Source organism: Sinorhizobium prairiense, assembly GCF_029201645.2.
Classification (GTDB): Bacteria; Pseudomonadota; Alphaproteobacteria; order Rhizobiales; family Rhizobiaceae; genus Sinorhizobium; species Sinorhizobium meliloti_A.
Genome location: NZ_CP104133.1, coordinates 306,623 through 330,235 on the forward strand (window position 1 = coordinate 306,623; position 23,613 = coordinate 330,235).

Genomic DNA, 23,613 nt, shown 5'->3' on the forward strand with positions numbered 1-23,613 from the left:
TCACCAACGGTGCGGGGGACATGATTGCGTTGGAACTGAACGAGCTGATCACGACGGTACGGGTAACTGACGGTGTCTCGAAAAGCGAGACCTTTATGATGCCGGGACGCGCTTGGTCGGAAAGGTCCGGTGACCCGATGGCCTGGCCGCCACACCGGCGCGGCCTTTTTCAGCACGCGCTTTCGCATAGCGCGAGAGGCCGATCTTGATGCCGACCAGCACGGGGGCGGCGATGACGAAGAGGAGGGCGATCGCGCTGAAGGCGGTGTCGAAGGCGATCACGGTAGACTGACCTGCCACGGCCCGGCCGAGGAGGTTCGCCGCCCCGCGGCTTGCGGCAGCCGCGTCCATCCCTTTTGCCGTCAGCATGGCAGCGGTGGTCGTCAGCCGCTCGGCGACCCTGGGGGCTCCTGCGGTGACGCTGGCGCCGAGGACTGCGAGGTTGTGGGAGACGTTGTGCTCGATAAGCGTCTGGAGTGCGCCGACCCCGGCGAGGCCGCCGAGCTGGCGGCCCGTATTGAAGAGGCCGATGCCGGAGGCGAGATTGCGGCTGTTGAGATTGCTGAAGGCGATCAGGGTGATGGACAGGAAAAGGAAGCCAAGGCCGGCACCGCGCAAAAGGAGGGCAGCCATCATGTCGCCCGCGCCGCTTTCGCTGGTCGATCCGGACAGCATCCACATCGCCGCCATGATCATCAGGATGCCGAAGGGCACGGTGGCGACCGGAGGAACACGGCGGAGCTGCATGAGAAAGGCTGCGATGAGGAGCGCGCCGATGAAGAGCGCACCGCTCGGCAACAGGAGCTGCCCGGCGTCTGTCGGCGTGAAGGCAAGGACGGCCACGGCAAAGGAAGGGATCAGGAACGCGCTCCCGAACAATGCGGCGCCGGCGACGAAACTGACGATGAAGGCGAAGCAGAAATCCTCCGTTTCGAACAGGGTAAAGTTCAACAGGCCCTGTCCTTTGGCGAGCACCTGCTGACCGAGAAAGGCCAGAAGCGTGGCTGTACCGATCACGGCCAGCCACAGGATCCGGGGCTCTTCCAACCAGTCCCACCGGCTGCCCTGGCTGAACACGTAGGTGAAGCAGAAGAGCGCAATGGAAATCAGGCAGAAGCCGATCCAGTCGAACGGCCGCCGCCCGCCTCGTGCGGGCATCGGGGCTTGCGCGATCAGCAGAATCCCGGCAGCCGCCAGCGCCAGCGGAACGATGCCGAAGAAGATCCATGTCCAGGACTGGCTATCGAGCAGCCAGCCCTGGAGCGCCGGGGCGATCGTCGCGGGGGCGACGACGGACCCCATCGCGAACAGGGCCTGGAGAACCGGCTGTCGGGACCGCGGAAAAGCGAGAAAGATGATCGCCTGGCCGCCAACGAGCAGGGTGCCGCCGGAAAAGCCCTGAATCATTCGCAGGCCGACGAGAAGGTCCAGCCGGGCCGTCATGGCGGCGATGCCGCACGCCATGCCCATTGCCAGGGTCGAGCCGACGATAAGACTGCGCGGATCGAAGCGGTTCATCAGCCACGAGGCGGCCATGAACCCGATAAGCTTGAAAGCGGTGTAGCCGACATCCAACCAGGCGAACTCGTCGGGCGTCGCATATGTGTCGCCGATGATATCGCCGCGCCCGAGCGAGAGCACGGTGCTGGCGATCGCCTCGGTCAGCGTAGCAAGGACTATGCCGGCGACGAGAAGGCCCCCTGCCACGGATGTGTCGCGGCCCGTCGTGGCGGTGGCGACGGTCATGAACCGCTCTCCAGATCGATCTCGACGCGCGCCGACAGGCCCGGCACGAGGCGGCCCGACAGCGGATTGCCGGCAAACCGGATCTTCACCGGAACGCGCTGGACGACGCGGACGAAGTTGCCCGTGGCGTTGTCTGCGGGCAGCAGGCTGAAGGCAGAGCCGCTGCCGGGCGCAAAACTGTCGACCACGCCTTCAAGCCTTCCGCTCGGGTAACCATCGATGGTGATGCTGGCGCGCTGACCGGGCCGGATATTTTCGAGCTGGGTTTCCTTGAAATTTGCGACGATCCATACATTGTCGAGCGGAACGATGTCGAGCAGCGAAGCGCCCGGCGCGACGAGCCGGCCGACACGGACCTGCCGGTTGCCGATGACGCCGCCGACGGGCGCGCGCACCACGGTGCTCTCGAGATCGATCTGGGCGAGATCGCGCGCGGCCTCCGCCTGCGCCACCGCAGCAACCGCGGCTTCGCGCTGTGCGGCAAGCACGGCGATGCGCTGCTGCTGAGCCTCCACCGTTGCGGAAGCCGCCAACAGGTTCGCCTCGGCGCTCGATTTCGCCGCGTCGCTTTCGTCGACATGTGCCTGGCTGATAGTGTTGCTGCGGATAAGCTCGCGGCGGCGGTCGGAGGCCTTGGTCGCCAGGTTCAGCTCGGCCACGACCGAACGTCGCTGCGCTTCGGCCTGGCGGATCAGGGAATGCTGAAGCGCCATCTCCGCATCGACGTTGGCCAGCCGCGCCTTGGCCGCTTCGACATTGGCCACCGCTTGCGCAAGCTTTGCGCGGTAGTCCCGATCGTCGATCCGGAAGAGCACCTCACCCGCCCGGACCGCCTGGTTGTCCTCGACTTCGACCGCCGTGACGTAGCCCGCGACTTTTGGGGCAAGCGCAGTAACATCCCCCCGCACATAGGCGTTGTCGGTCGACGCCGCTCCGCTCTCGCGGGCCCAGGCCCATCCGGCAACCACGACGACGGCCGCCCCCAGGCACAGCGCCAGGCCGATCATCTTTTTCCTGTCGGGTCGCGCCACGGCGACACCGTTCCCGGACCTTGCGCCGGTGATGATCGCGACCTTGTCCTCGAGCGATTTCATCTTCTCAATTCCTGTTGGTGCCGGTTGCCGCAGCCCCGGCGCAGGGGTCTGCGCCAGAGCTGCAGCGTTGATGAGCGCTCTTCCCGTTCACTCCTTGAGGGGTGTCGTCAGCTCCGTTTCCTCGGTGTCGAGAACGAACACCGCCAGCAGCCGTGCAGGTTCGGTATCGCTGGCATTCGCGCTGACTTGATGTCGGGAGCCCGGATCTTCGTAGAAGTTTTCGCCGGCCTGATAGACCTTTTCCGGGGAGCCGTTGACGCTGCTGCGGATCGCACCTTCGAGCACCGTCGCATAGATGAAGGCGGACTTCGGATGCGTGTGGGCGGGCGACCCGCCGCCCGGTCCGTATTCGACAAGGACGCCCCGCATGCTTTTGCCGGGGACGTTCGGAAGGGCGTGATCGAATACGACGGTCACCTTGCCGGCAGGCCGGTCGCCTGCCGAGGCTGCAGTGAACGAGAGCGCTGCAAGAGCAACGGCCGTGAGGAATCGCGTGAACATTTCAGTTCTCCTTTGAGAGCGCTTGTGGTGTCGGCGGCCCGGTGCCGCGTCGGCTTTTCGATCGTTCGCGGGAGCCTCAGCCCGCGGCCTGGCGGCCGAGCCAATCCTCGAAGCGGATCGCGCCGAGGCGCGGGTTCTTGCCGGGGGTCAGCGATTGATCGTCAAGCACGGCGCCGAAGTAGCGCGCGTGGACATCGGGCAGGACCTTGCGCGGGTCCTCGATCTGCCTCAGGAAGCGCCTGACCAGTTCATCGAGCGGTATCGCCTCAGGCCCGGCGACTTCGAGCGTGCCGTTGACCGGCGGTGCGACCGCAACCTCGGCGAGCGCTGCCACCACGTCGTCGGAGGCGATCGGCTGGATCAGCGCCGGCGACAGGCGTATCTCGTCGCCGACGGCGGCCGACTGGGCAATGCCGCCGACGAACTCGAAGAACTGCGTGGCACGCAGGATGGTGTAGGGAATGCCGGATGCCTTGATGAGGTTTTCCTGCGCGACCTTCGCACGGAAATATCCGTTGTCGGGAAGACGTTCGCTGCCGACGATCGACAGGGCGATGTGGTGGCGGACGCCGGCGGCAGCTTCCGCAGCCAGCAGGTTGCGGCCCGACGTCTCGAAGAATTCGAGGACGGCCTTGTCCTCCCACACCGGTGCATTCGCCACATCGACGACGACATCCGCACCGTCCAGGGCCCCCGCGAGGCCCTCGCGGGTGATGGTGTTCACGCCCGTGTTGGGGGAGGCGGCGAGCACATCGTGGCCGCGCTCGCGAAGGTTCTTCACAAGTTTCGATCCGATGAGGCCGGTGCCTCCGATAACGACGATCTTCATCGCTAGTCTCCGCTTCTCTCGACTGCAACCATTGCCGTCGGTCTGAAGAAAGAGTGCCTGCGCGCGTCGGGGAAGTCCCTGTGGCGGGCTTGAATTGCCCTTCAAGGAAGCTTGAATTTTCGTCCAAAGAACGGTTGCTCGACCGGCATGCCTTGCTGCCGGCGGAGCAGCCAGTTACGCGATGGCGTGCTATCAGATATTATTCGCCGGTTGCCCGGATAGCGAACCGAAGGCAATCGGCCAGGGGATGCCGAAGTGCAATTCATGTTTGGAGACTACGTGCTCGACCAGGAGCGCCGGGAACTCACCCGGCGCGGAGAGGTCGTGTCCGTCGGACCGCAGGTCTTCGACCTCCTGCTGCATCTCGTCGGCACCCGCGACCGCGTCGTGAGCAAGGACGAGTTGCTCCAGGCGGTGTGGGGCGGCCGCATCGTCTCGGAATCGACGATCACCAGCCACATCAATGCGGTTCGCAAAGCCGTGGGCGACACCGGCGGGGAGCAGCGCCTGATCCGGACGGTCGCCCGCAAGGGCTTCCGCTTCGTCGGCGACATCAGGGTCGGCGGGATCGCAGAAGTCCGACAGCCCGTCGGTGCAGGCGTCGCCTTAGAGGCCTCCGGCGGATCGGGAGAAACGCCCTCCGCGCTCGTCCTTCCGGACAAACCCTCCATCACCGTCCTGCCCTTTCAGAATCTCAGCGGCGATCCGGAGCAGGAATATTTCGCCGACGGCATCGTGGAGGACATCATCACCGCCCTTTCGCGCATCCGCTGGCTGTTCGTCATCGCGCGCAATTCGAGCTTTAGGTACAAAGGCCGGGCGGTGGAGGTGAAGGACGTCGGCAGGGAGCTTGGCGTGCGCTACGTGCTGGAAGGCAGCGTGCGCAAATCCGGAAACAGGGTGCGCATAACCGGGCAGCTCATCGACGCGACGACCGGGACGCACCTCTGGGCGGAGCGCTTCGAGGGCACCCTGGACGATATTTTCGAGCTGCAGGACCGGATGGCGGAAAGCGTCGTCGGCGCTATCGCACCGCAGGTCGAGCGGGCGGAAATGGAGCGCGCCAAGCGCAAGCCGACGGAAAGCCTCGACGCCCACGACTATTATCTGCGCGGAATGGCAAAACTGCACAGCGGAACCCATGAAGCAATCGAGGGCGCACTGCCGTTGTTCTATCGGGCGATCGAACTCGATCAGGAATTTGCGTCTGCCTATGCCGGGGCAGCCTGGTGTTACTTCTGGCGCAAATTGAATGGCTGGATGGTCGATCGGGGCGAGGAAATAGCCGAGGGAGCGCGCCTGGCGCGGCGGGCGGTCGAACTCGGCCGGGACGATGCCGTAGCGCTGACGAGAAGCGGGCACGCGCTCGGACATCTCGTCGGAGACCTGGACGGCGGCATCGCGCTCATCGACAGGGCACGGCTGCTCAATCCCAATTTCGCCCCCGCCTGGTTTCTAGGCGGCTTCCTGCGCGTTTTCCGCGGTGAACCGGAGAGTGCGATCGAGCATATCGAGCACGCAGCCCGTCTGAGCCCGTTGGACCAGGAAATGTTCCGGATGCAGGCCGGAACGGCACTCGCGCATTTCTTCGCCGGCCGTTTCGATTCCGCTCTGGTCTGGGCGGAAAGGGCGCTGGGGAACCTGCCCAGCCTGCTGGTCGCGGTCGCCCTGGTGGCGGCGAGCCATGCCCTTGCCGGACGCACGGAGGAAGCGCAACGGGCGATGCAGCGCCTGCGCCGGCTCGACCCGTCGCTGCGCCTTTCCGACCTCCAGGACTGGCTGCCGATCCATCGCCCGGAGGATCTCGCGCGCTTCGCGGACGGACTGCGGCTGGCCGGGTTGCCCGAGTGACCGGATGCGGCGGAAAGCCGCTGGACACCCCGTTTCTGGAAGTGCTTACATCTAGCCTTCGTATGTGCCGACGATCTCCGCTTCTCCAACGAGATGTTTGCGGGCCCTCTCCCAGGCTTCCGCCGCGCCCACGTCGTCGGGGATCGAAAGATTGGCCGCGTCGAGGGCGGCGAGCCTGAACCGGTAACGGTGCACGCCTGTTCCGGAAGGCGGCTGCGGCCCGTCGTAACGGGCGTTACCGAAATCGTTCTTCATGAACTTGATCCCACGTTCGGGGCCGGTGTCGACGGCCTGCGGAAGCTCGGTCCAATTGCCGGGAATGTTGATAATTCCGCAATGGCGGAACAAACCGCTCACCGCATCCGGATCCTCCACGATCAACGCGAAACTCTCAGTTCCCTCGGGCGTGCCCGTCCATTTCAGCGGGGGAAACAGGTTCTCGCCGAAACGGGTGTATTTCTGCGGTATCGGCTGGCCGTCGGCGAATACGGGACTGATCAGACTGAAGGTCATCAGTTGCCTCCTTCCATGTACAAGCAAATGCCGCAGCAATCTTTGCAGGTCCGGCGGGACGCACGGCGCGGCGGCTACGGAAACGAGAGCGCGGGGCATTGCCCATCGGCGCCTCCTCGCGCGAATAGGAGAACCAAGAGCCGCGACTTGTGTTCCCGAAGGCGGCAGGCGCCGCAAATCCGGGCCGCGCGGACGGCGCCCCATAAAGCGGATAAAATTTCGCCGGACGACCGGAACTTTGATGCTCGTGATTGTGTTGATGGAGGGCACATCGGCGGCGAGTGGGCCGGTTGCAGTCAACACGTTTCCCGGAACATGAGCGATGCAGATACTGTCTGTCACGGCCGAAATTTTTCCGCTCGTCAAGACCGGCGGCCTGGCAGATGTAGCGGGATCGCTCCCAAAGCACTCAGGGCTCACGGCATCCACACGCGCAGCTTCGTTCCGGGCTACCCCGGCGTCATGCGCGCGCTCAGCAACGCGACCCCCGTCGCCGCGTTCGAAAACCTGTTCGGCGAACGCGCCACCCTTATCGCGGCCAGGGCTCAGGGGCTGGATCTCTTCGTGCTCGATGCGCCGGCCTTCTATGACCGGGAAGGCGCTCTCTACGTGGACAGGCATGGCCGGGAATATGCGGACAACTGGAAGCGCTTCGCCGCCTTTTCGCTGGTCGCATCGCAAATCGCGGGCGGGCTCGTTCCCAACTGGCGGCCGCATATCATTCACGCACATGACTGGCACGCGGCGATGAGCCTCGTCTATCTGAAATACGCAGGCGACGACATCATTCCTCGCGTCCTGACCGTGCACAACCTCGCGTTCCAAGGGCAATTCCCGGCCCACTACTTCCCCGAGCTCGGCCTGCCGGCGGACGCCTATTCGATCGACGGCGTCGAATATTACGGCGATATCGGGTTCCTCAAGGGCGGCCTGCAGGCAGCCGATGCGATCACGGTCGTCAGCCCCACCTATGCGCGGGAAATCATGTCTCCGGCCTTCGGCATGGGGCTCGAAGGCGTGATGAACGAGCGGCATGCGGATGTCGTGGGCATCGTCAACGGCATAGACCTGGAAGTGTGGGATCCAACCTCGGATCCCTGCATCGAGCATCACTATTCGGCACGCGTGCCGCTGCGCCGCCTGCCCAACCGGCAGGTGTTGCTCCGGCATTTCGGCCTGCCGAACACCTGCGGGCCGGTCTTCGCCAGCGTCAACCGACTGACATGGCAGAAGGGCATGGATATGCTCGCCGCGACCGCCGGCGAGATTGTCAAGAATGGCGGCACCCTGATCATCCATGGGCAAGGCGAGGAGAAGCTGGAGGCCGCATTCATGGATCTCATGCGACGGTACCCGCAAAACATAAGCGTAAGCATCGGTTATGACGAGCAGCTTGCCCACAGGATCCATGCCGGCGCGGATGCGATGCTCGTTCCGTCCCGGTTCGAGCCCTGCGGCCTCACGCAGCTTTACGCTCTGCGCTACGGCTGCGTTCCGGTCGTCGCCCGCACGGGCGGCCTGTCGGAGACCATCATCGATGCCAACGATGCCGCGCTCCATGCCCATGTCGCGACGGGCATCCAGTTTGCGCCCATCGACGAGGACGGGCTACGCCATGCACTGCGCCGCACCTTCCGGCTCTACCGGCTGCGACGCGTCTGGGAGGGACTTCGCCGGCAAGGCATGAAAACCGACTGCTCGTGGCATCGCAGTGCGGCCCGCTATGCGGAGCTTTACAGCGAACTCCTCAATCCCGACATGCGTCTGGTCGGCAGCGCCTGACCTGGAAACTCCAGGAAAACTGCGCAGCGGTTTTCCGTCCGGAGCTTCGAAAGCAAAGGGCTGAGCATTCGGAGGAAAGCGGAAATGCGCCAGCGCGATACCGGGCGCGTGCCCCGCCTTTCCCGCAATCCGCAATTTCGCGGAATGCTATCATTCGCAAAGGTGATGAATTGATAAGCAGTGCGGCATGGATTGCGCCGCCCGAATATGCGAATGGCTGCGGCAGGCCAGAACGCCGGATTCGCTGAAGCCCGAGCTCCTGTCCGCAATGTTCCGCGGAAAACGCGGTCCCGCTCTGAAGGAATTCGCACCCATGGCCGTCGACAGCGTCCCCGGCAACCTTTCCCGTGAAAACGGCGCCGCCCGCGCCGGCGTGGTCGTCATGCTCCTCGGCATGTTGATGTTCTCGGTGAACGACGTCATGGGCAAGTGGCTCGTCGCCACCTACTCGGTCGGGCAGGTGGTGCTGATCCGCAGCATCGCCGCTGCCCTTCTGCTGGCGCCCTTTCTGTGGGTGAGCGGCCCGAGAAAGCTCTTTACCCTCGAGCGGCCCGGCCTTCAGTTTGCCCGCGTCGTCGCCTCGACGGCCGAGGTGGTCGCGTTCTATTTCGCTGTCGTCTACCTGCCGCTGGCCGACGTCATGACCTATTGGCTGGCGGCGCCGATCTATGTCGCGGCCGTTTCGCCGCTGGTGCTGAAGGAACCTGTCGGCTGGCGGCGCTGGACGGCGATCGGCATCGGCTTTGTCGGCGTCGTCGTCGCGCTCGAACCGTCGTCACAGGCCTTCACGCTGCCGGCCGTCATTTCGATTCTCGGCAGCATGACCTTCGCCTTCATGATGATTTCCGGGCGGTCGCTGCGCGGCACTCCGGATACGACGCTTGCCTTCTGGCAGATCGTCGGCGCCGCTGTCGCCGGCCTCGTCTGGGCACCCTTCGACTGGACACCTCTCAAACCGGTCGACACCGCGCTCATCTGCCTGCTGGGCGCCGTCGCGATGATCGCCCATGTGCTCGTCAACCGGGCGCTGAAGCTCGCCGACGCCGCAACGGTCGCCCCGCTGCAGTACACGCTGCTCTTCTGGGCAATCTTCTTCGGCTGGCTGATCTTCGGCGACACGCCGCGGCTGTCGATGGTGATCGGCGCCGCCCTCATCGTCGCTTCGGGCCTCTTCATTTTCTTCCGCGAACAGCAGCTGAAAAGGCAGGGGCGGCTGAAGGGCTGAGTCCCGCCACCGTTCCCCGCCCGCATCAACGCGAAGAATATCGATTATCGCGCCTATCGATTTCGCTTATGTAACATCTGTCCCTAAAGTTCTTTGGAAGCGCCGAACAAAGGCGCAACCGAGGGGAACGAACATGCGAAAGCTCATTCTGGCACTGGCACTCGCCGGCACTGCACTGTCTTCTTCCGCCGTTGCTGCGGAGAAGCTGAAGATCGGAACCGAGGGCGCCTATCCGCCCTTCAACTTCGTCGATTCCAGCGGTAAGATCGGCGGTTTCGACGTGGAAATCGGCCTCGCGCTCTGCGAGCGCATGAAGGTCGAGTGCGAAGTCGTCGCCCAGGATTGGGACGGCATCATTCCGGGCCTGCTTGCCAAGAAGTACGATATGATCATCGCCTCGATGTTCATCACCGAGGAGCGCAAGAAGCAGGTGGCTTTCAGCAATCCCTATTACCTCGCCGCGATGACGCATGCGGCACCGAAGGGTGCCGGCATCACCAACTTCAGCAACGAGGCGCTGAAGGGCAAGGTGATCGGCGCCCAGGCCGGCACGACCCAGGCCGACTATATCGCCGCCGTCTACCCGGATGCCGAGATCAAGCTCTATCCCACCCAGGACGAAGCCAATCTCGACATGGTCAACGGCAGGCTCGACCTGCAGGTCGGCGACATGCTGCCGCTGCTCGATTGGGTCACCAAGAACGACGACGGCAAGGGTTGCTGCGAGCTTATCGGCGAGCCGATCACCGACAAAAAATTCGTCGGCGACGGCGTCGGCATTGCTGTCCGTCAGGAGGACAATGAGCTGCGCGAGAGGCTGAACAAGGCACTTGACGAGATCCGCGCCGACGGGACCTACAAGAAAATCAACGACAAGTATTTCACCATCGACGTCTATACGATGAAGTGACGGCGCATGCCTCTCATCCGGCCTGCCGGCAGGCCGGATGAGAGGCAGAATCTATTTTTTCCCCGAAAACGCGAACACATCGACCGGCTCGTCGAGCCCCCGCAAGACATAGGAACCCAGATTTTCCATCTGGCCTCTACAGCCTGCCTTTTCGACGAAGGCTCTTGAGAGCAGCACCGGACGCTTCAGCTCCTTCGTAAGGGTTTCGAGCCGCGAGGCGATGTTGACCGCCGGTCCGATCACCGTGAAATCGAGACGCCTGCGCGAACCGATATTGCCATACATCACATCGCCGACATGAACGCCGATGCCGTAGCCGAGCGGATCGTGGCCCTTGCGCAGGTTCTCCTCGTTGAGAACGGCAAGAGCGGCCTGCGCCTCGCCGATGGCTCCGAGAAGCTGACTGCAGGCACATGGATTGCTGAGCGGAAAGATCGCCAAAAGCCCGTCGCCCATGAATTTCAGGATCTCCCCGCCGTGCCGTTCGATCGGTTCCGACATGGCATCGAAATAGCCGTTGAGGAGTTCGATGACGTCGTCGCGGGGCCACAGGTCCGACAGCTTCGTGAAGTCGCGCAGATCGCAGATGAGGATCGCGGCACCCACCGTCACGCCGCTGCCCCGCGTGGTCGCTCCGGCAAGGATCTGCTCGCTCGCATGCGGCCCGACATAGGTCTCGAGAAGCGTGCGGGCGAAGCGGTTTTTCAGCCGGATCTCGCTGACAAGCGCCAGGGCCGGCAGAATGTCCTTCAGGAAGGCGAGATCATCGGGGCTAAATCCGCCCGGCCTGTCGCTCGCAAAGGTCACCGCGTGCCGCTTGCCGAGCGTATGGAGCAGCGGCCAGATGATGTATTCGGTCAGTCCCTCCGCGCGCAGTTCATCATAGAGCGGGTAATCCGGACCCGCGGCCATCGGGTCATCAAGGCGTCTGCGCACCTCTTCCGCCCCCTCGTTGAAATCGCGCAAGGGGCTGCTCAGATATTGGGTGGTGTCCTCGACGCCATAGGCATAGGTATCGAGCTCCGCATCCGCCAGGCCCTTTCGCCACAGAATCCGTGCACCGATCCACTGCGGGTGGTGAATTCTGAAATGAAGCGTGGCGCGGGCGACGGGCACGCCCGCCTCCACCAGCCTATCGCACATCTCCACGAAGATGTTGTCGATGAAGCGTTCATCGCGCGTCTCGATGACGAGCCAGTCGATGATCCGGCGCCGCCGCGCCGGCCATGTTCCCTCGCTTTCGCCTGGCAAAGGCGGGTGTGGCTCCGTCGGAGACTGAACCGCGACGTTCGCCTCGCTCGGATTCGTGATGGCCATTTCAAAACCCCAGGGATTGCTGCGCGGGCTCCGGCGGAGCGACCTTGACGCCTTCCATTTCGAGCATTCCGAGCTTCGTGGATGAACCGCCCGGCGCCGAGAAGCCGCCGATCTTGCCGCCGGCCGCGAGAACCCGATGGCACGGGATGATCAGTGCCACGGGATTCTTCGCCATCGCCTGGCCGACATCCCGGGCCGCCTCCGGGCCTGCGCCGAGCTCCTTTGCAAGCGCGCCGTAGGTCGTCGTGCTTCCCCACGGGATCTTTCGCGCGGCCTGATAGACCTTCTCGAAGAAGGCGTCCTGTCCCTGCAGATCGAGATCGAAGCGGGAAAAATCGGTCTCCCTTCCCTCGAAATAGGCCTTCACCGCCGCAACCGCTTCGGCAACCCTCGGCGGTGGCTCTTGCGGGGCTCCGTCCGGCAAACGCCGCAGAAGCAGTCGCTCGGTGGATTCGGCGCTTCGCGTCGGCAGCTGGAAGCGCGTGATGCCCGCATCGCTCCAGGCGATGCCGCAGAAACCGCGCACGGTTTCGAAAATATGGTAGTGGCTCATGAGTTCGCTCTCCTCCAGCACGGCATGGCCGATTGAGCACGCCGGGTCGCTGTAGCGCTTCGAATTCCTTCATGGAGAATCGTGCGCCCGGGCCTTCAATTCAACCCGTTTTCCCTAGGGGGCGGCTAAAAAAGACCATCTGATTTTCGTCATTCGTGCCTTGGCGCTCGCCGGATCTCTTGCGAGGATGCGAATAACTCGAACCGACCGGTGCATCGCTTGACCTCAGATGTCGATTTCTTCGCGCGCAGCGCAGTCCAGGTGGCGGCTGAGTTGATCGGCGCCGCTTTCACCGTTTCCGGTGTCGGCGGCATTATCGTCGAAACGGAGGCCTATCTTCCAGACGACGCGGCGTCACACAGTTTTGCGGGCACCACGGCGCGCAATCGCGCCATGTTCGGTCCGCCGGCGCATGCCTACATCTATCTCTCCTACGGCCTGCACTGGTGCCTAAATTTCGTCTGCCTGCCCGGCAGCGCCGTCCTGATCCGCGCGATCGAACCGAAATGGGGCATAGAAACGATGCGGGCGAGACGTGGCGTCCGCGAAGAGAGGCTGCTGTGTTCCGGGCCGGGACGTGTCGGACAGGCGCTGGCGATCAGCCGGGAGCTGGACGGAATGCCGCTCGGAGAGGATCCGTTCCGCCTCACCCCGCCCTCCACGAAGCCGCCGGTCGCCACCGGCATCCGCGTCGGCATAACCAAGGCGGCAGAACAGCCCTGGCGGTTCGGGCTGGCCGGCTCATCCTTCGTGAGCCGCAAATTCTGAAGCAGCTTCGCCGGTCCGGTGAAGCCGTTCCCCGGTTCCCGTTCAAGTTGACACGGAGACCCGCTTCTGTCCTTAAGCTACACCCCGGCGCGCCTTATCGGACGCGAAATATCGCTGTAGCACTTTGATCTTCTGCATGTCGTTGTCCTCCGATCGGATAGATTAAAGGACAAATGTATCGACGGTTCGATCAGAGCTGATCGTAAGTGGACGAGTTTGATGACATCACGATGGACATGGTTGTTTTCGCAGATCACGCGGCGGATCTGGTTTCGAGCCACGCTTTTCTCCATTCTTGCGATTATAACCGCACTCATCGCAATTTTCCTTGGCCCGTTCATTCCGCGAGACCTTCCGAACCGAATAGGAGCACACGCAGTCGACAACGTGCTGGGGATCATCGCTTCCAGCATGCTGACGGTCTCGACATTTTCGCTAAGCACGATGGTATCGGCCTACTCGGCGGCAACCAATAGCGTTACGCCACGGGCAACGAAGCTTCTCATGGAAGACAGCACGACACAGAACGTGCTCGCGACCTTCATCGGGTCGTTTCTGTTCAGCCTCGTCGGCATCATCGCTCTCAGCACCGGCGCCTACGGCGACCAGGGCCGCCTTATTCTGTTCGTGGTGACGATCGGCGTCATCGTCCTGATCATCGTGACGCTGCTGCGCTGGATCGATCATCTCTCGCGCCTCGGACGCGTTACCGAGACGACGGAACAGGTCGAGGCGGTCACGATCGAGGCAATGCGATCGCGGCGGCTACGACCTTACCTCGGCGGAAACCGGTTGGACGATGCCGCACGCATCCCCGCATCCGCCACGCCGGTCTTTATCGACAGGATCGGTTACATCCAGCATCTCGACGTAAGCGGGCTTTCCGCCATCGCGAGCGATAGGAAGACCTGCATATTCGTCCGATTGATACCCGGCCAGCTTGTCGATCCAAACCGGCCCGTCGCTTCCGTCGACGGCGCACAGGACGAGCATGTCCTTGCCGAGATCGCCAGGTGCTTCTCGGTGGGAGATACGCGTTCGTTCGATCAGGATCCGAGGTTCGGAGCGGCGGTGCTGGCTGAAATAGCGTCGCGCGCCCTGTCGCCGGCCGTCAACGACCCCGGGACCGCAATCGACGTCATCAGCCGTGCGTTGCGCGTGTTGGCCGTCTGGACCGAGCCCGTGGAGAAGGCATTGCAGGACGAGGTGCTCTATCCAAAGGTCTACGTGCCGGCGATCGAGCTCGACGAAGTGTTCGACGATCTGTTCACGCCGATCGCGCGGGACGGCGCTGCTATCGTCGAAATAGGAGTCCGCCTCCAGAAAGCGTTCGGCACGCTCGCCAAGTTCAACCAGGACCGGTTTCGCTATGCAGCCATGCGGCATTCGAAAGAAGCGCTCGAGCGAGCGGAAGCGGCACTTGGCATTGCCAGCGATCTGCAGAGGCTGAGGCGGGAGGCTGACAAGGTCGGGAATGGCTGAATGAAACGCATTCACCCGTAGCGCCACGCGTCATATCGGGCGCACAAGGCCGCTTTGACACGGCTGCATGTGTTCAGGCCGCCAGATAGCCGCCGTCGACCGGCACGATGGCGCCGTGAACATAGGAGGCGTCTTCGGAGAGAAGGAACGCCACCACCCGGGCTATCTCGGCCGTGGCAGCCCAGCGCCCCAAGGGAATGCGCGCATCGATCCGAGCGCGGCGCGCAGCATCCCTCCGCGCTCCCTCCGAAATGCGTGTCTCTACCCAGCCGGGCGCAACCGCATTGACGCGGATTCCGCTCGCGCCCCAGGCCACGGCCAGCGAACGCGTCAGCGCCGCGACCGCGCCCTTGCTGGTGCCGTAGCCGGGTGCGACGGGATTGCCGAACCAGCTCCACATCGAGGCGACGTTGACGACCGAGCCGCCGCCACGCTGGAGCGCGTCGCGGGCCGCGGTGCAAGAGGAAAGGACTCCGGTGACGTTCACTGCCATTACTTTCTCGAAAACCGCTGCGTCCCATTCCTTGCCGTACTGAATGGTTCCTGCGCAAGTCACGAGCCCGCCGAGGGATTCCGAGCCTTCGAAGACGCGAGCAAGGGAGGCGGCGTCGGTGACGTCGCATTCAATGAAACGGGCCGTCTGCGGAAACCCGTCTTCCTGCTCCAGCCCCGCGGCCGTCACCTGCCATCCGCGTTCGGCGAGCACCTGCGTCGTGGCAAGCCCGATGCCCGTACCCCCTCCTGTAACCACCACGTTCCTCATCTCTCCCATATCATCTCCTTTCATCGAGGGACCGCATCGCGCGCACCAGATCGACGACCCCGAGTTTGCGGTAATAGTTGGGGGCATAGGGTGCGCCGAGCGCCACCTCGGCCATACGCTCGAAATCCTCCTGCGCCGCGATGCCGAAGGCCGCAAAGGAGGTGGGCAGGCCGAGGCGGCGGAAGAAGGCGGCAAGCACGCGGATCTCCTCCGCGCTGCCCTGCCCGGCAGCAAGCTGAGTGAGCGTTCCGAGCGCTACCATTTCGCCATGCAGCAGACCGGATAGTGCCGGGATGATGGATAGACCGCGCACCATGGCGTGGGCGATCGAGAGCCCGCCGTTTTCGAAGGCGAGGCCGCTCAGCAGGACCGTCGCCTCGACCACGCGCTCGAAGGCATCGTCGGGCGCGCCTGCCGCCATAGCCGCCTCGCCATCCGCCAGGAGGATTTCCCGGGCGCGTGCGACGATGGCCTGGGTGAGTTCGGTCGGCCGACCGGAAAAGAAGTTGAGTCCGCCGCCGGCAAGCGCGCCCGCCAACTCATAGGGCTTCGACATCGCATCGCCGATACCGGCGGCAAGAAATCGGCGCGGCGCCGCCGCGATGACCGCGGTATCGACCAGTACCAGCGCGGGATTCGTCTTCATATGACGCACGCCCTCGACCGCGTGCTCCGGCGTGTAAACGACGGCGATATGGCTGGTCGGACTGTCGTTGGAGGCGATGGTCGGCACGATGGCGACCGGCACGCCGCGTTCGATCGCAGCGCCCTTGGCCGTGTCGATCGCCTTGCCTCCACCTATGCCTATGAGGAGCCGAGCGTCGCCGGCCTCCCTGGCGCACGCGGCTATTTCCGTCGCGGTGCATTCGCCGCCAAACTCCATGACGCGCGCGTCAGGCAGTTGGCGGGTAATGCGCTCGCCAAGAAGACTGCGGGCGACCGGATCGATCACCACGGCCGCCGGACCAACGCCGACGATCGATACCTCCTCTGCCAACCGGTCGATGGCACCGGGCCCCTGCACATAACGCAGCGGCGCGCCCAGAATACGCATCGTCATGACATCACCCTTTCACTGCGCCGGCCGTCAGACCCTGGACAAAGTAGCGCGACAGCGCAAGGAAAGCGGCGAAAAGAGGCAGGGCGATCAATGTAGAGCCCGCCATCACGTCGCCCCAGCGCAGGTCGAAGGCACCGATCATTGAGGCGAGGCCCAGCGGCACAGTCTTGTTGGTATCCGAGCCGATCATGACGAGAGCGAAGGTATAGTCCGTCCAAGAGAGCAGAAAGGCGAAGATCGCGACCGTTACGAGACCGGGCACCGATAGCGGTAACACCACCCGCAGAAATGCACCGAGCCGGGTGCAGCCGTCGACCATAGCGGCCTCCTCCAGTTCGAAGGGCATGGTCTTGAAGAAGCCCCAGAGGAACCAGACGCCGAGCGGCATGGTGATCGTCAGATGCGAAATGATCAGAGAAAGCAGCGTGTCGTTGAGCCCGATCAGAGAGAACATCGCATAGAGCGGGATGGCAAGCAGCAGCGGCGGGAACATATAGGCATAAAGCATCCCGGCGATGATCATCTGCTTGCCGCGAATGCGCTGACGCGTGACGCCATAGGCGATCATCACCGAAAGGACCATGGTCAGCGCGACCGTAGCGACGGCCACGACCAGGCTGTTCAGGAACTGCCGCGGATAGTCGGTTTGCGCCAGCAGGCTGGTATAGTATTCCAGCGTCCAGCGCTCGGGCATGAGCGACGGATTCATCAGCATTTCCTGTGTCGGCCTCAGGGAAGAGACGATCATCCAGTAGATCGGAAAGGCGCTGTAGACGGCGAGAACAATCGCCGCGAAATAGAGCCCTGCGCGGCCGGCGATCCGCCGGCTTCGGAGTTGCCCGCTCATTTGCCTTCCTCCATCGGAAATACGCGGAAATAGATCGCCACGGCGACCATGAGAACCAAGAAGGAGAGCGTCGCGATGGCCGCCCCGCTTCCGATATCGTAAAGCGCAAAGGCTTCCCGGTAGGACAGAACCGGCAGATGCTCCGTGCCCCCCAGCGGCCCGCCGCCCGTCGTCAGCCAGACGACATCGAACTTGTTGAACATCCAAACGCCGCGAAGCAGGATGATGACCGTCAGGATCGGCCGCAGCGACGGCAGCGTGACGTGGAGGAAGCGCCGGATCGGCCCCGCGCCGTCAACGCGAGCGGCCTCATAGAGCTGGCTCGGCACCGTCTGCAGACCGGCGAGGAAAGTCGTGGTGACGAAGGGCGTCCACAGCCAGACCGATATCAGAATGACGGAAACCATCGAGGCCGTTTCCGTTTCGAACCAGTAGATCGGGGGCAAACCCCAATCGTCCATCAGAATGGTGACGATACCGAGCGAGCCGTCCACCATCCACTTGAATACCAGCACGGCGACGACCGTCGGCAACAGGTAAGGCAGGAAGGCGAGCCCCCGCAGCAGCGAGCGGCCGATGAAATTCTGGTTAAGCAGCAGCGCGAAACCGATGCCGAGCACAACCTGCAGCACAATCGCCAGCCCGGCATAGACGATGCCGTTCCACAGCGCGTTCCAGAACTCGGCACTCGCCAGAACCTCAGAATATTTTGACAAGCCGACCCAGACAGGGTCCGCCGTCAGCGATGGCATGTCGTAGAAGCTGAGAGATACCGCGTAGAGCGCGGGGCCGACGATCAGCAACAGGGTCGCAAGGACCCCGACGCCGAGAAAGCCGGGCAGCAGCCAGCGAGTCATTCGAAAACTCCTGTGGAAACGAGGCCAGGGGAGGCGTTCCCTCCCCTGGCCGTCCCGTCACTCGGTCACGTCACGCATCTTGGCTGCGGCCAGACCCACGGCTTCGTTTGAATCCATCCCGCGCAAAATCTTGTTTTGCAGCATTTCCGGCATCACGAAGGCCTCGAACACCTTGCCCGGCCTGACGTCCGGCGCTGGTCCCTGCGTGTCGATCGAGGTCAGGACGACAGATCCGTCGGTGATCAGGTTGCGCATCTGGTCGATCTCTGCGCCGAACTGCTCGATCAGCGCATTGTCGCGCCAACGTTCGTCATCATAGATGTCGAGGCGCGCCGGCTGGAAGTGCACGGGGGCGGTGTGCAGAAAGTCGACCAGGCGGTCCGTGGTCAGCCAGCGCATGAACTCCATGGCATTGCCGGTGTTGTCGGTCTTCAGCACGACCCATCCGTCATAGCCGTGGCTGACGGCAGTCTGCTTTCCGGCCCTGTCCATGTAGGGCATGATACCGAGACGTGCGCCCATTTCGGGATTGTCCCGCGCCGCCGCCTCGTAAACGCGGCCCGCATAGGCGCCATGGGCAACGGTGCCGGCAACGAGGTTCGAAAGCACGTCCGAATAGCCGGCCTGAAGCGCACCCCGCGGCATGGTCGCATAGAGCCGGGCCATGAAGTCGAGATAGGCAGCGGCCTTCGGCTTCATCTCGTCATTGTCGATGATGACGTTCCACTGGTCGTCGAAGAGCTTGACGCCTTCCGCCCACAGGAAGGCGAAGGACATCCAATTGGCCGCGCCGTTGGAGCCGATCGGGAAGAGGCATCCCTTCTGACGACCCTCGACCAGCGCCTCGCAGTTTCCGGCAAAGGCATCCCACGTTTTCGGCACTGAGAGGCCTTTTGCCTCATAGAGATCCTTGCGATAATAGACGAGCGCGAGGTTGTAGTCGAAGGGATACCAATAGACCTTGCCATCGATGGGAAAGAGGATGTTGTTGCCCCATTTGAACTCATCGGTAAGCTCGTTCAGCGGCACGATCTGCTCCTGTTCGGCCAGCAGAAGAACCTGGCCGATGAAGCCGACATTGGCTACGTCATAGGGCGTTCCGGAGCGGATGCCGTTGGTGATCTTGGTGAATGCCTCGTCGAGCGGCACCGAGTCCACGATGACCTCGAGGCCGGCCTTTTCCTGATACTCCTTGGCCATCTTGGCGAAAAAGGCGAGCGTATCCTTGCCTGTCTCGCAGTTCAGGAAGCGGATGGGGCGTTTTTCCTGCGCCCGCAGCGCAGGCGCCGCCAACCCCGAAACTGCAAGGCCCATGCCGAGAGCGCCTGCCCCCATGAGGGCCTCCCGCCGGGTCCAGACGCCACCTTTCGTTTTTTCGTATGCCATGTCTTCTCCTCCCGTGATCCGTCGTTTGTGCGGACGTTCCCTATGCGTTGGCCGCTAGCGGCCGTTGGAAAGCCTTTCGCCGCTCTCACTGTCGAAAAGATGGAGCGCCGCCTCCGGCACCGTGATTCGCATGCTGCTGCCGAGGTCCATGCCGTCGCGACGTCCGGTCATCACACGAACGCGGCGTTCTGCCAGTTCGCCGATGAACAGGGTCTGCGAACCGAGCTGCTCGATGCCTCGGATAGTAAACGGCAGCCCCTCCTCGGCCGGCGCGATTGCTTCCGGCCGCATGCCGACCGTCACACGCCTCCCGTGCACCAGACCCGACGGAGCAGGAAGTGAAACGCCCTCGCCGAGCACCAGCCGCCCGTCAGACAGTTCCGCTTCGACGAGGTTCATCTCGGGCGAGCCGATAAAGCCGGCAACAAAGGCGTTGGCCGGGCGATCATAGACCTCCAGCGGCGAGCCTATCTGCTGCACCCGCCCGTCCCGCATGATGACGATACGGTCGGCGAGCGTCATAGCCTCGGTCTGATCGTGCGTAACGTAGATCATCGCCTTGCCTATGCGCCTTTGCAGCAGCGCGATCTCCTCCCGCATGCGCGAGCGTAGCTTGGCGTCGAGATTGGACAACGGCTCGTCGAGCAGGAAGACGGCCGGATCGCGCACCAGCGCACGGCCGAGCGCCACGCGCTGCATCTGCCCGCCCGAAAGCTGACCCGGCTTGCGATCGAGCAGATGGATGATGTCCAGCATCTCGGCTGCCGCGTCGACGCGCCGCGCAACCTCCGCCGCCTCGATTCCCCGCATCTTCAAGCCGAAGGACATGTTCCCTCTGATCGTCTTGTGCGGGTAGAGCGCATAGTTCTGGAACACCATCGCGATGTCACGATCCTTCGGTTCCAGAGCCGTAACGTCGCGCCCGCCAATGTACAGTTTGCCGTCGCTGATCGTCTCGAGGCCTGCAACCATCCGTAGCGTCGTCGACTTGCCGCAGCCCGAAGGGCCGAGCAGCACGATCAGTTCGCCCTTGGCGATTTCCAGATCAACCCCTTCCACTGCAACGATCGCGCCATAGGTCTTGCGCAGCTTGCGCAGACTGACTTCCGCCATCATATCGCCTCCCTGATTGCCCGGACCGTCTCATGATTGACCGGGGTCAGCGCCTCCTTCGCCGCGCGGAAGCGTGCAAAGCCCGCATCATAAATCCGGGCAACGCTTGCAGTCGGCGTCAGGGTCTCGGCCACCCGGATGACGCGCGCCGCATCGGTCGTATCTGCGAAGACACCGACGCCAATGCCGGCGATCAGGGCTGCACCATAGGAAGCGTCACCTTGCGCGGGTACCTCGATCGTGAGGCCCGTCACGTCTGCGATGATCTGGCGCCAAAGGGCGCTGCGCGTGCCGCCACCGACCAGGCGCGCGGTATCGAAACCCATGCCGCGGGCGCGCAGGACCGACAAACAATCCCGCAAGGTATAGGCGATGCCTTCGTAGAGCGCGCGGCAGATGTGCGGCGCGCCGTGCTGGAAGCCGAGCCCCACGAAAGAGGCCCTGAGGTCCGGATCCCAGTACGGGCTTCGCTCGCCATTGAGATAGGGATGGAAGAGCAGCCCGGCCGATCCCGCCGGCGCTTCCCGAGCCTTCTCGTCCATGCCGTCGAAGCCGATAGTGGCGAAGAGAGAATCGCGCAGCCAGCGATGGGCAGAGGCACAGGAATTGGTGCCGAGAATTGCGTAGTGGTGGCCCGGAACCAAGTGGGGATAATGAATGACATCATCGGAGAAAACCGGCGCGGCGGTCAGTGTCGAGACCGTTCCTGCCGTCGCCAGCTTCAGCGCGCCGATGCCCGGCCGCGTCATGCCGGCGGCATAGGTTTCCGCATTCGTGTCGGAAGTGCCGCAGACGATGGGCGTGCCTTCCCGCAAACCCGTCTCGGCGGCGGACGCCGCCGTCACCGTTCCGGTCGTCGCGGTCGACCCCACGATCTCCGGCAGCACACGGGTATCAAGCCCGGCAATCGCACACAGCTCGGCCGACCAATCGTCGCTCTGGGCGTCCGCCAGCATCAAGCCCCAGGCGTCCGTCAGGTCCGTGGCATCGCTGCCGTCGAGGCGGCGGCGCAGCCAGTCCTTGGCAGGCCGCAGGTGACGAATGCGCGCATGGATTTCCGGCTCCTCCTCGCGCAGCCAGACGAGTTGCGGCAGGGTCCAGGTCGGGCTGATCCGGTTGCCGGAGAGTTCGAGGACGCGAGCACCGCGGGCGGCCCGTTCCCGCCCGACTTGCGGGCCGGAACGCTGGTCGTTCCACATGATCGCCGGACGCAGAAGCCTGCCCTTTTCGTCCTCCAGCACGTGGGTATGGGCCCCCGCGGTCACGGAGACGGCGACGATGCTGCGCAGGTCGATGCCGGCCTGCCGGATCTTTCGGAGCGATTCCACGAGAGCTAACCACCAGCCTTCCGGATCCTGCTCGCTAAAGCCGGGTTTCGGCGTTAGCGTTTCCACCGGAACGGAGGCCGTTGCGGTGACTTTTCCGTCACCGGCAATAACCGTCGACTTGAGCGATCCTGCGCCGAGGTCGACCCCGAGCAAGAGGACGTCAGACATTGGTACCCCTGTCACGGTAGGGATCGATGGCGCCAGCCCGAGGCGGGAAGCCGAGCTTGCCGGGGTTGAACAGATTCTGCGGATCGACGGATGCTTTGATACTGCGCAGGAGATCCATCCCAACGCCATGCTCGCCGTCCATCCACGGCCCCCGGAAAAGGCCGCTCCCATGATGGTGCGCTATGGAACCGCCATGGGCGAGCGTTTCGCCTGTCGCGATCTCCCACATCTTTTGATGAAGCGGCAGGGCGGATATCTGATCCATCGGCGGCAGGCGCAGGGTCATGTACTGGCAGACGCCTTCGGGGTAGACATGCGACCAGTGGGCGCTGAAATGCGCTTCCGGCAACACTTCCGCCGCGATGCGCGCGGCAATCGTGTCGTAGAGCGCGGCTGCATTGCTCCAGTTCACCGTGACCTCGATCGTATCGTTGTAGTAGCCCCGGTCGAGCCACTGTTTGGTGATCGAGATGTACCGCTTCGCGCGCCAATCGTCGAAGGGGCGCGTCTCGGTCTCGACGGCATCCGCCTCCCGTGCAAAGCCGCGCACAAGCGCCGCTTCCGCCGCCACGATGGCTGGCTCGCCGCAGACGACGATGTTGGCCATGACCGGACGGGTCCGGTAAGCATCGATGCCTTCGGTGCGTGTCGCAGTTTCGTTTTCGTCGTAGAGACGAACGATCCGCGGGTGAAGACCGGCCTGCATGATGCGCTTGGCAAGGCCGAGCGCCGCAGCGCGATGGGGCAGAGCCAGCACTATCGCCTCTTCGGCGGCCGGCAGCGTCCAGATGCGCATGGTCAGTTCCGTGATGACGGCGAGCGTGCCCTCGCTGCCCACGATGACATCGAGCACGGAAGGACCGGAGGCGCGCTTGGGCAGCGGCCGGACTTCCAGCACACGGCCGTCGGGCATGACTGCCTTCAGGCCGACGACGATATTCTCGATCTTGCCGAAGCGGCTCGATTCCTGGCCACCGCCGCGGCAGGCTGCCCAGCCGCCGACTGTCGAGATAGTGAGGGACTGCGGCAGGTGACCCGAGGTGTAGCCCTCGGCATTCAGCGTGTCCTCGAAGACCTCACCGTTCATGCCGGCCTCGACCGTCACGAGATTATTGTCACGGTCAATGCTGAGGATTCTGTTCATGCGCTGCATATCGAGCATCAGCTCTTCACCAAGCGGAATGATCCCGCCAAGGACACCGGAACCGCTGCCGTAGGGAATGAGCGGCTTGTCGGCATCGGCAGCCTTGCGGACGACGGCCGAAACCTCCTCGGTACTGGCCGGGCGCAATATCAGACCTGGCAGCGTTCCGACCAGCGCGCCTTCGCGGGCACGGAAGTTCGCATAGGGCAGACGGTCATGTGCGTAAGCGGCACGCACGGCCTCGTCCATCAGGACGTTTTCCGCGCCGATCAGCTCCGAAAGCTCGGAGACGAGATCACGTTCTTTCAACGGCTTTTCCTCCTCCACGTCCTGCGAAATCTTAGATCCCTCTTGGACAAACGTTTGCTCAACCCAT

General features: G+C 63.6%; 20 protein-coding genes and 1 pseudogene. 6 read left to right on the plus strand and 15 right to left on the minus strand.

Features of this window, described 5'->3' with window-relative positions; all coding sequences use genetic code 11:
• Nucleotides 1-93 precede the first annotated feature (93 nt).
• From N0Q91_RS24815 to N0Q91_RS24830, 4 genes are all read right to left on the minus strand, one after another.
• On the minus strand, nt 94-1,746 hold the full coding sequence (locus tag N0Q91_RS24815) for an MFS transporter (RefSeq protein ID WP_275599403.1): 1,653 nt from the start codon (nt 1,744-1,746) through the stop codon (nt 94-96).
• Nucleotides 1,743-2,840, minus strand: a complete 1,098-nt coding sequence (locus N0Q91_RS24820; RefSeq protein WP_275599404.1) for an HlyD family secretion protein — start codon at nt 2,838-2,840, stop codon at nt 1,743-1,745. The genes N0Q91_RS24815 and N0Q91_RS24820 overlap by 4 nt, the downstream gene beginning before the upstream one ends.
• 87 nt (nt 2,841-2,927) lie before the next feature.
• Nucleotides 2,928-3,341, minus strand: a complete 414-nt coding sequence (locus N0Q91_RS24825; RefSeq protein WP_275599405.1) for a cupin domain-containing protein — start codon at nt 3,339-3,341, stop codon at nt 2,928-2,930.
• Nucleotides 3,342-3,417: 76 nt separating this feature from the next.
• On the minus strand, nt 3,418-4,170 hold the full coding sequence (locus N0Q91_RS24830; protein WP_275599406.1) for an SDR family oxidoreductase: 753 nt from the start codon (nt 4,168-4,170) through the stop codon (nt 3,418-3,420).
• 255 nt (nt 4,171-4,425) lie between these two features.
• Between N0Q91_RS24830 and N0Q91_RS24835 the strand changes: the two genes are divergently transcribed.
• The gene (locus tag N0Q91_RS24835) at nt 4,426-6,021 is read left to right on the plus strand and encodes a winged helix-turn-helix domain-containing tetratricopeptide repeat protein (protein ID WP_018096219.1); all 1,596 of its coding nucleotides are present in this window, start codon (nt 4,426-4,428) and stop codon (nt 6,019-6,021) included.
• 51 nt (nt 6,022-6,072) lie between these two features.
• Here the strand turns inward: N0Q91_RS24835 and N0Q91_RS24840 are convergent, their stop codons facing one another.
• Nucleotides 6,073-6,534, minus strand: coding sequence for a YbhB/YbcL family Raf kinase inhibitor-like protein (locus tag N0Q91_RS24840; RefSeq protein ID WP_275599407.1), 462 nt, complete (start codon nt 6,532-6,534; stop codon nt 6,073-6,075).
• Nucleotides 6,535-6,856: 322 nt separating this feature from the next.
• Here N0Q91_RS24840 and glgA point away from each other — a divergent pair.
• The 3 genes and pseudogenes from glgA (at nt 6,857) to N0Q91_RS24855 (ending at nt 10,451) form a co-directional block, all read left to right on the plus strand.
• A pseudogene (gene glgA, locus N0Q91_RS24845) lies at nt 6,857-8,316 on the plus strand (glycogen synthase GlgA).
• 313 nt (nt 8,317-8,629) lie between these two features.
• Nucleotides 8,630-9,541: a DMT family transporter gene (locus N0Q91_RS24850; RefSeq protein ID WP_026168730.1), complete on the plus strand. Its 912-nt coding sequence runs from the start codon at nt 8,630-8,632 to the stop codon at nt 9,539-9,541.
• 133 nt (nt 9,542-9,674) lie between these two features.
• Nucleotides 9,675-10,451: an ABC transporter substrate-binding protein gene (locus N0Q91_RS24855; protein WP_275599408.1), complete on the plus strand. Its 777-nt coding sequence runs from the start codon at nt 9,675-9,677 to the stop codon at nt 10,449-10,451.
• A gap of 51 nt (nt 10,452-10,502) precedes the next feature.
• On the opposite strand, the gene N0Q91_RS24860 is transcribed toward N0Q91_RS24855, so the two are convergent.
• Both N0Q91_RS24860 and N0Q91_RS24865 read right to left on the minus strand, forming a co-directional pair.
• Nucleotides 10,503-11,768, minus strand: a complete 1,266-nt coding sequence (locus N0Q91_RS24860) for an adenylate/guanylate cyclase domain-containing protein (protein WP_275599409.1) — start codon at nt 11,766-11,768, stop codon at nt 10,503-10,505.
• Nucleotide 11,769: 1 nt separating this feature from the next.
• Nucleotides 11,770-12,321 (minus strand): methylated-DNA--[protein]-cysteine S-methyltransferase, encoded by a 552-nt coding sequence (locus tag N0Q91_RS24865; RefSeq protein ID WP_275599410.1) that lies wholly within the window; start codon nt 12,319-12,321, stop codon nt 11,770-11,772.
• A gap of 210 nt (nt 12,322-12,531) precedes the next feature.
• On the opposite strand from N0Q91_RS24865, the gene N0Q91_RS24870 reads away from it, so the two are divergent.
• Both N0Q91_RS24870 and N0Q91_RS24875 read left to right on the plus strand, forming a co-directional pair.
• Nucleotides 12,532-13,089 carry a DNA-3-methyladenine glycosylase gene (locus N0Q91_RS24870; RefSeq protein WP_275599411.1) on the plus strand — a complete coding sequence of 186 codons (558 nt, stop codon included), beginning with the start codon at nt 12,532-12,534 and terminating at the stop codon, nt 13,087-13,089.
• Between the two features lie 219 nt (nt 13,090-13,308).
• Nucleotides 13,309-14,571, plus strand: a complete 1,263-nt coding sequence (locus N0Q91_RS24875; RefSeq protein ID WP_275599412.1) for a DUF2254 domain-containing protein — start codon at nt 13,309-13,311, stop codon at nt 14,569-14,571.
• Between the two features lie 73 nt (nt 14,572-14,644).
• Here N0Q91_RS24875 and N0Q91_RS24880 read toward each other — a convergent pair whose 3' ends face one another.
• Genes N0Q91_RS24880 through N0Q91_RS24915 form a run of 8 tightly spaced genes read right to left on the minus strand, consistent with a single transcriptional unit; the run spans nt 14,645 to nt 23,546 of the window.
• The gene (locus N0Q91_RS24880) at nt 14,645-15,343 is read right to left on the minus strand and encodes an SDR family NAD(P)-dependent oxidoreductase (protein ID WP_345774945.1); all 699 of its coding nucleotides are present in this window, start codon (nt 15,341-15,343) and stop codon (nt 14,645-14,647) included.
• A 1-nt stretch (nt 15,344) separates the two neighbouring features.
• Complete coding sequence (locus N0Q91_RS24885; protein ID WP_275599413.1) at nt 15,345-16,394, minus strand: glycerol dehydrogenase; 1,050 nt, start codon at nt 16,392-16,394, stop codon at nt 15,345-15,347.
• A 4-nt stretch (nt 16,395-16,398) separates the two neighbouring features.
• The gene (locus N0Q91_RS24890; protein ID WP_275599414.1) at nt 16,399-17,241 is read right to left on the minus strand and encodes a carbohydrate ABC transporter permease; all 843 of its coding nucleotides are present in this window, start codon (nt 17,239-17,241) and stop codon (nt 16,399-16,401) included.
• Nucleotides 17,238-18,098, minus strand: coding sequence for a carbohydrate ABC transporter permease (locus N0Q91_RS24895; RefSeq protein WP_275599415.1), 861 nt, complete (start codon nt 18,096-18,098; stop codon nt 17,238-17,240). The genes N0Q91_RS24890 and N0Q91_RS24895 overlap by 4 nt, the downstream gene beginning before the upstream one ends.
• Before the next feature lie 57 nt (nt 18,099-18,155).
• Nucleotides 18,156-19,484 carry an ABC transporter substrate-binding protein gene (locus N0Q91_RS24900; RefSeq protein WP_275599416.1) on the minus strand — a complete coding sequence of 443 codons (1,329 nt, stop codon included), beginning with the start codon at nt 19,482-19,484 and terminating at the stop codon, nt 18,156-18,158.
• A 54-nt stretch (nt 19,485-19,538) separates the two neighbouring features.
• Nucleotides 19,539-20,597: an ABC transporter ATP-binding protein gene (locus N0Q91_RS24905; RefSeq protein ID WP_275599417.1), complete on the minus strand. Its 1,059-nt coding sequence runs from the start codon at nt 20,595-20,597 to the stop codon at nt 19,539-19,541.
• On the minus strand, nt 20,597-22,093 hold the full coding sequence (locus tag N0Q91_RS24910) for a xylulokinase (protein WP_275599418.1): 1,497 nt from the start codon (nt 22,091-22,093) through the stop codon (nt 20,597-20,599). The genes N0Q91_RS24905 and N0Q91_RS24910 overlap by 1 nt, the downstream gene beginning before the upstream one ends.
• Nucleotides 22,086-23,546 (minus strand): FAD-binding oxidoreductase, encoded by a 1,461-nt coding sequence (locus tag N0Q91_RS24915; protein WP_275599419.1) that lies wholly within the window; start codon nt 23,544-23,546, stop codon nt 22,086-22,088. The genes N0Q91_RS24910 and N0Q91_RS24915 overlap by 8 nt, the downstream gene beginning before the upstream one ends.
• Nucleotides 23,547-23,613 lie beyond the last annotated feature (67 nt).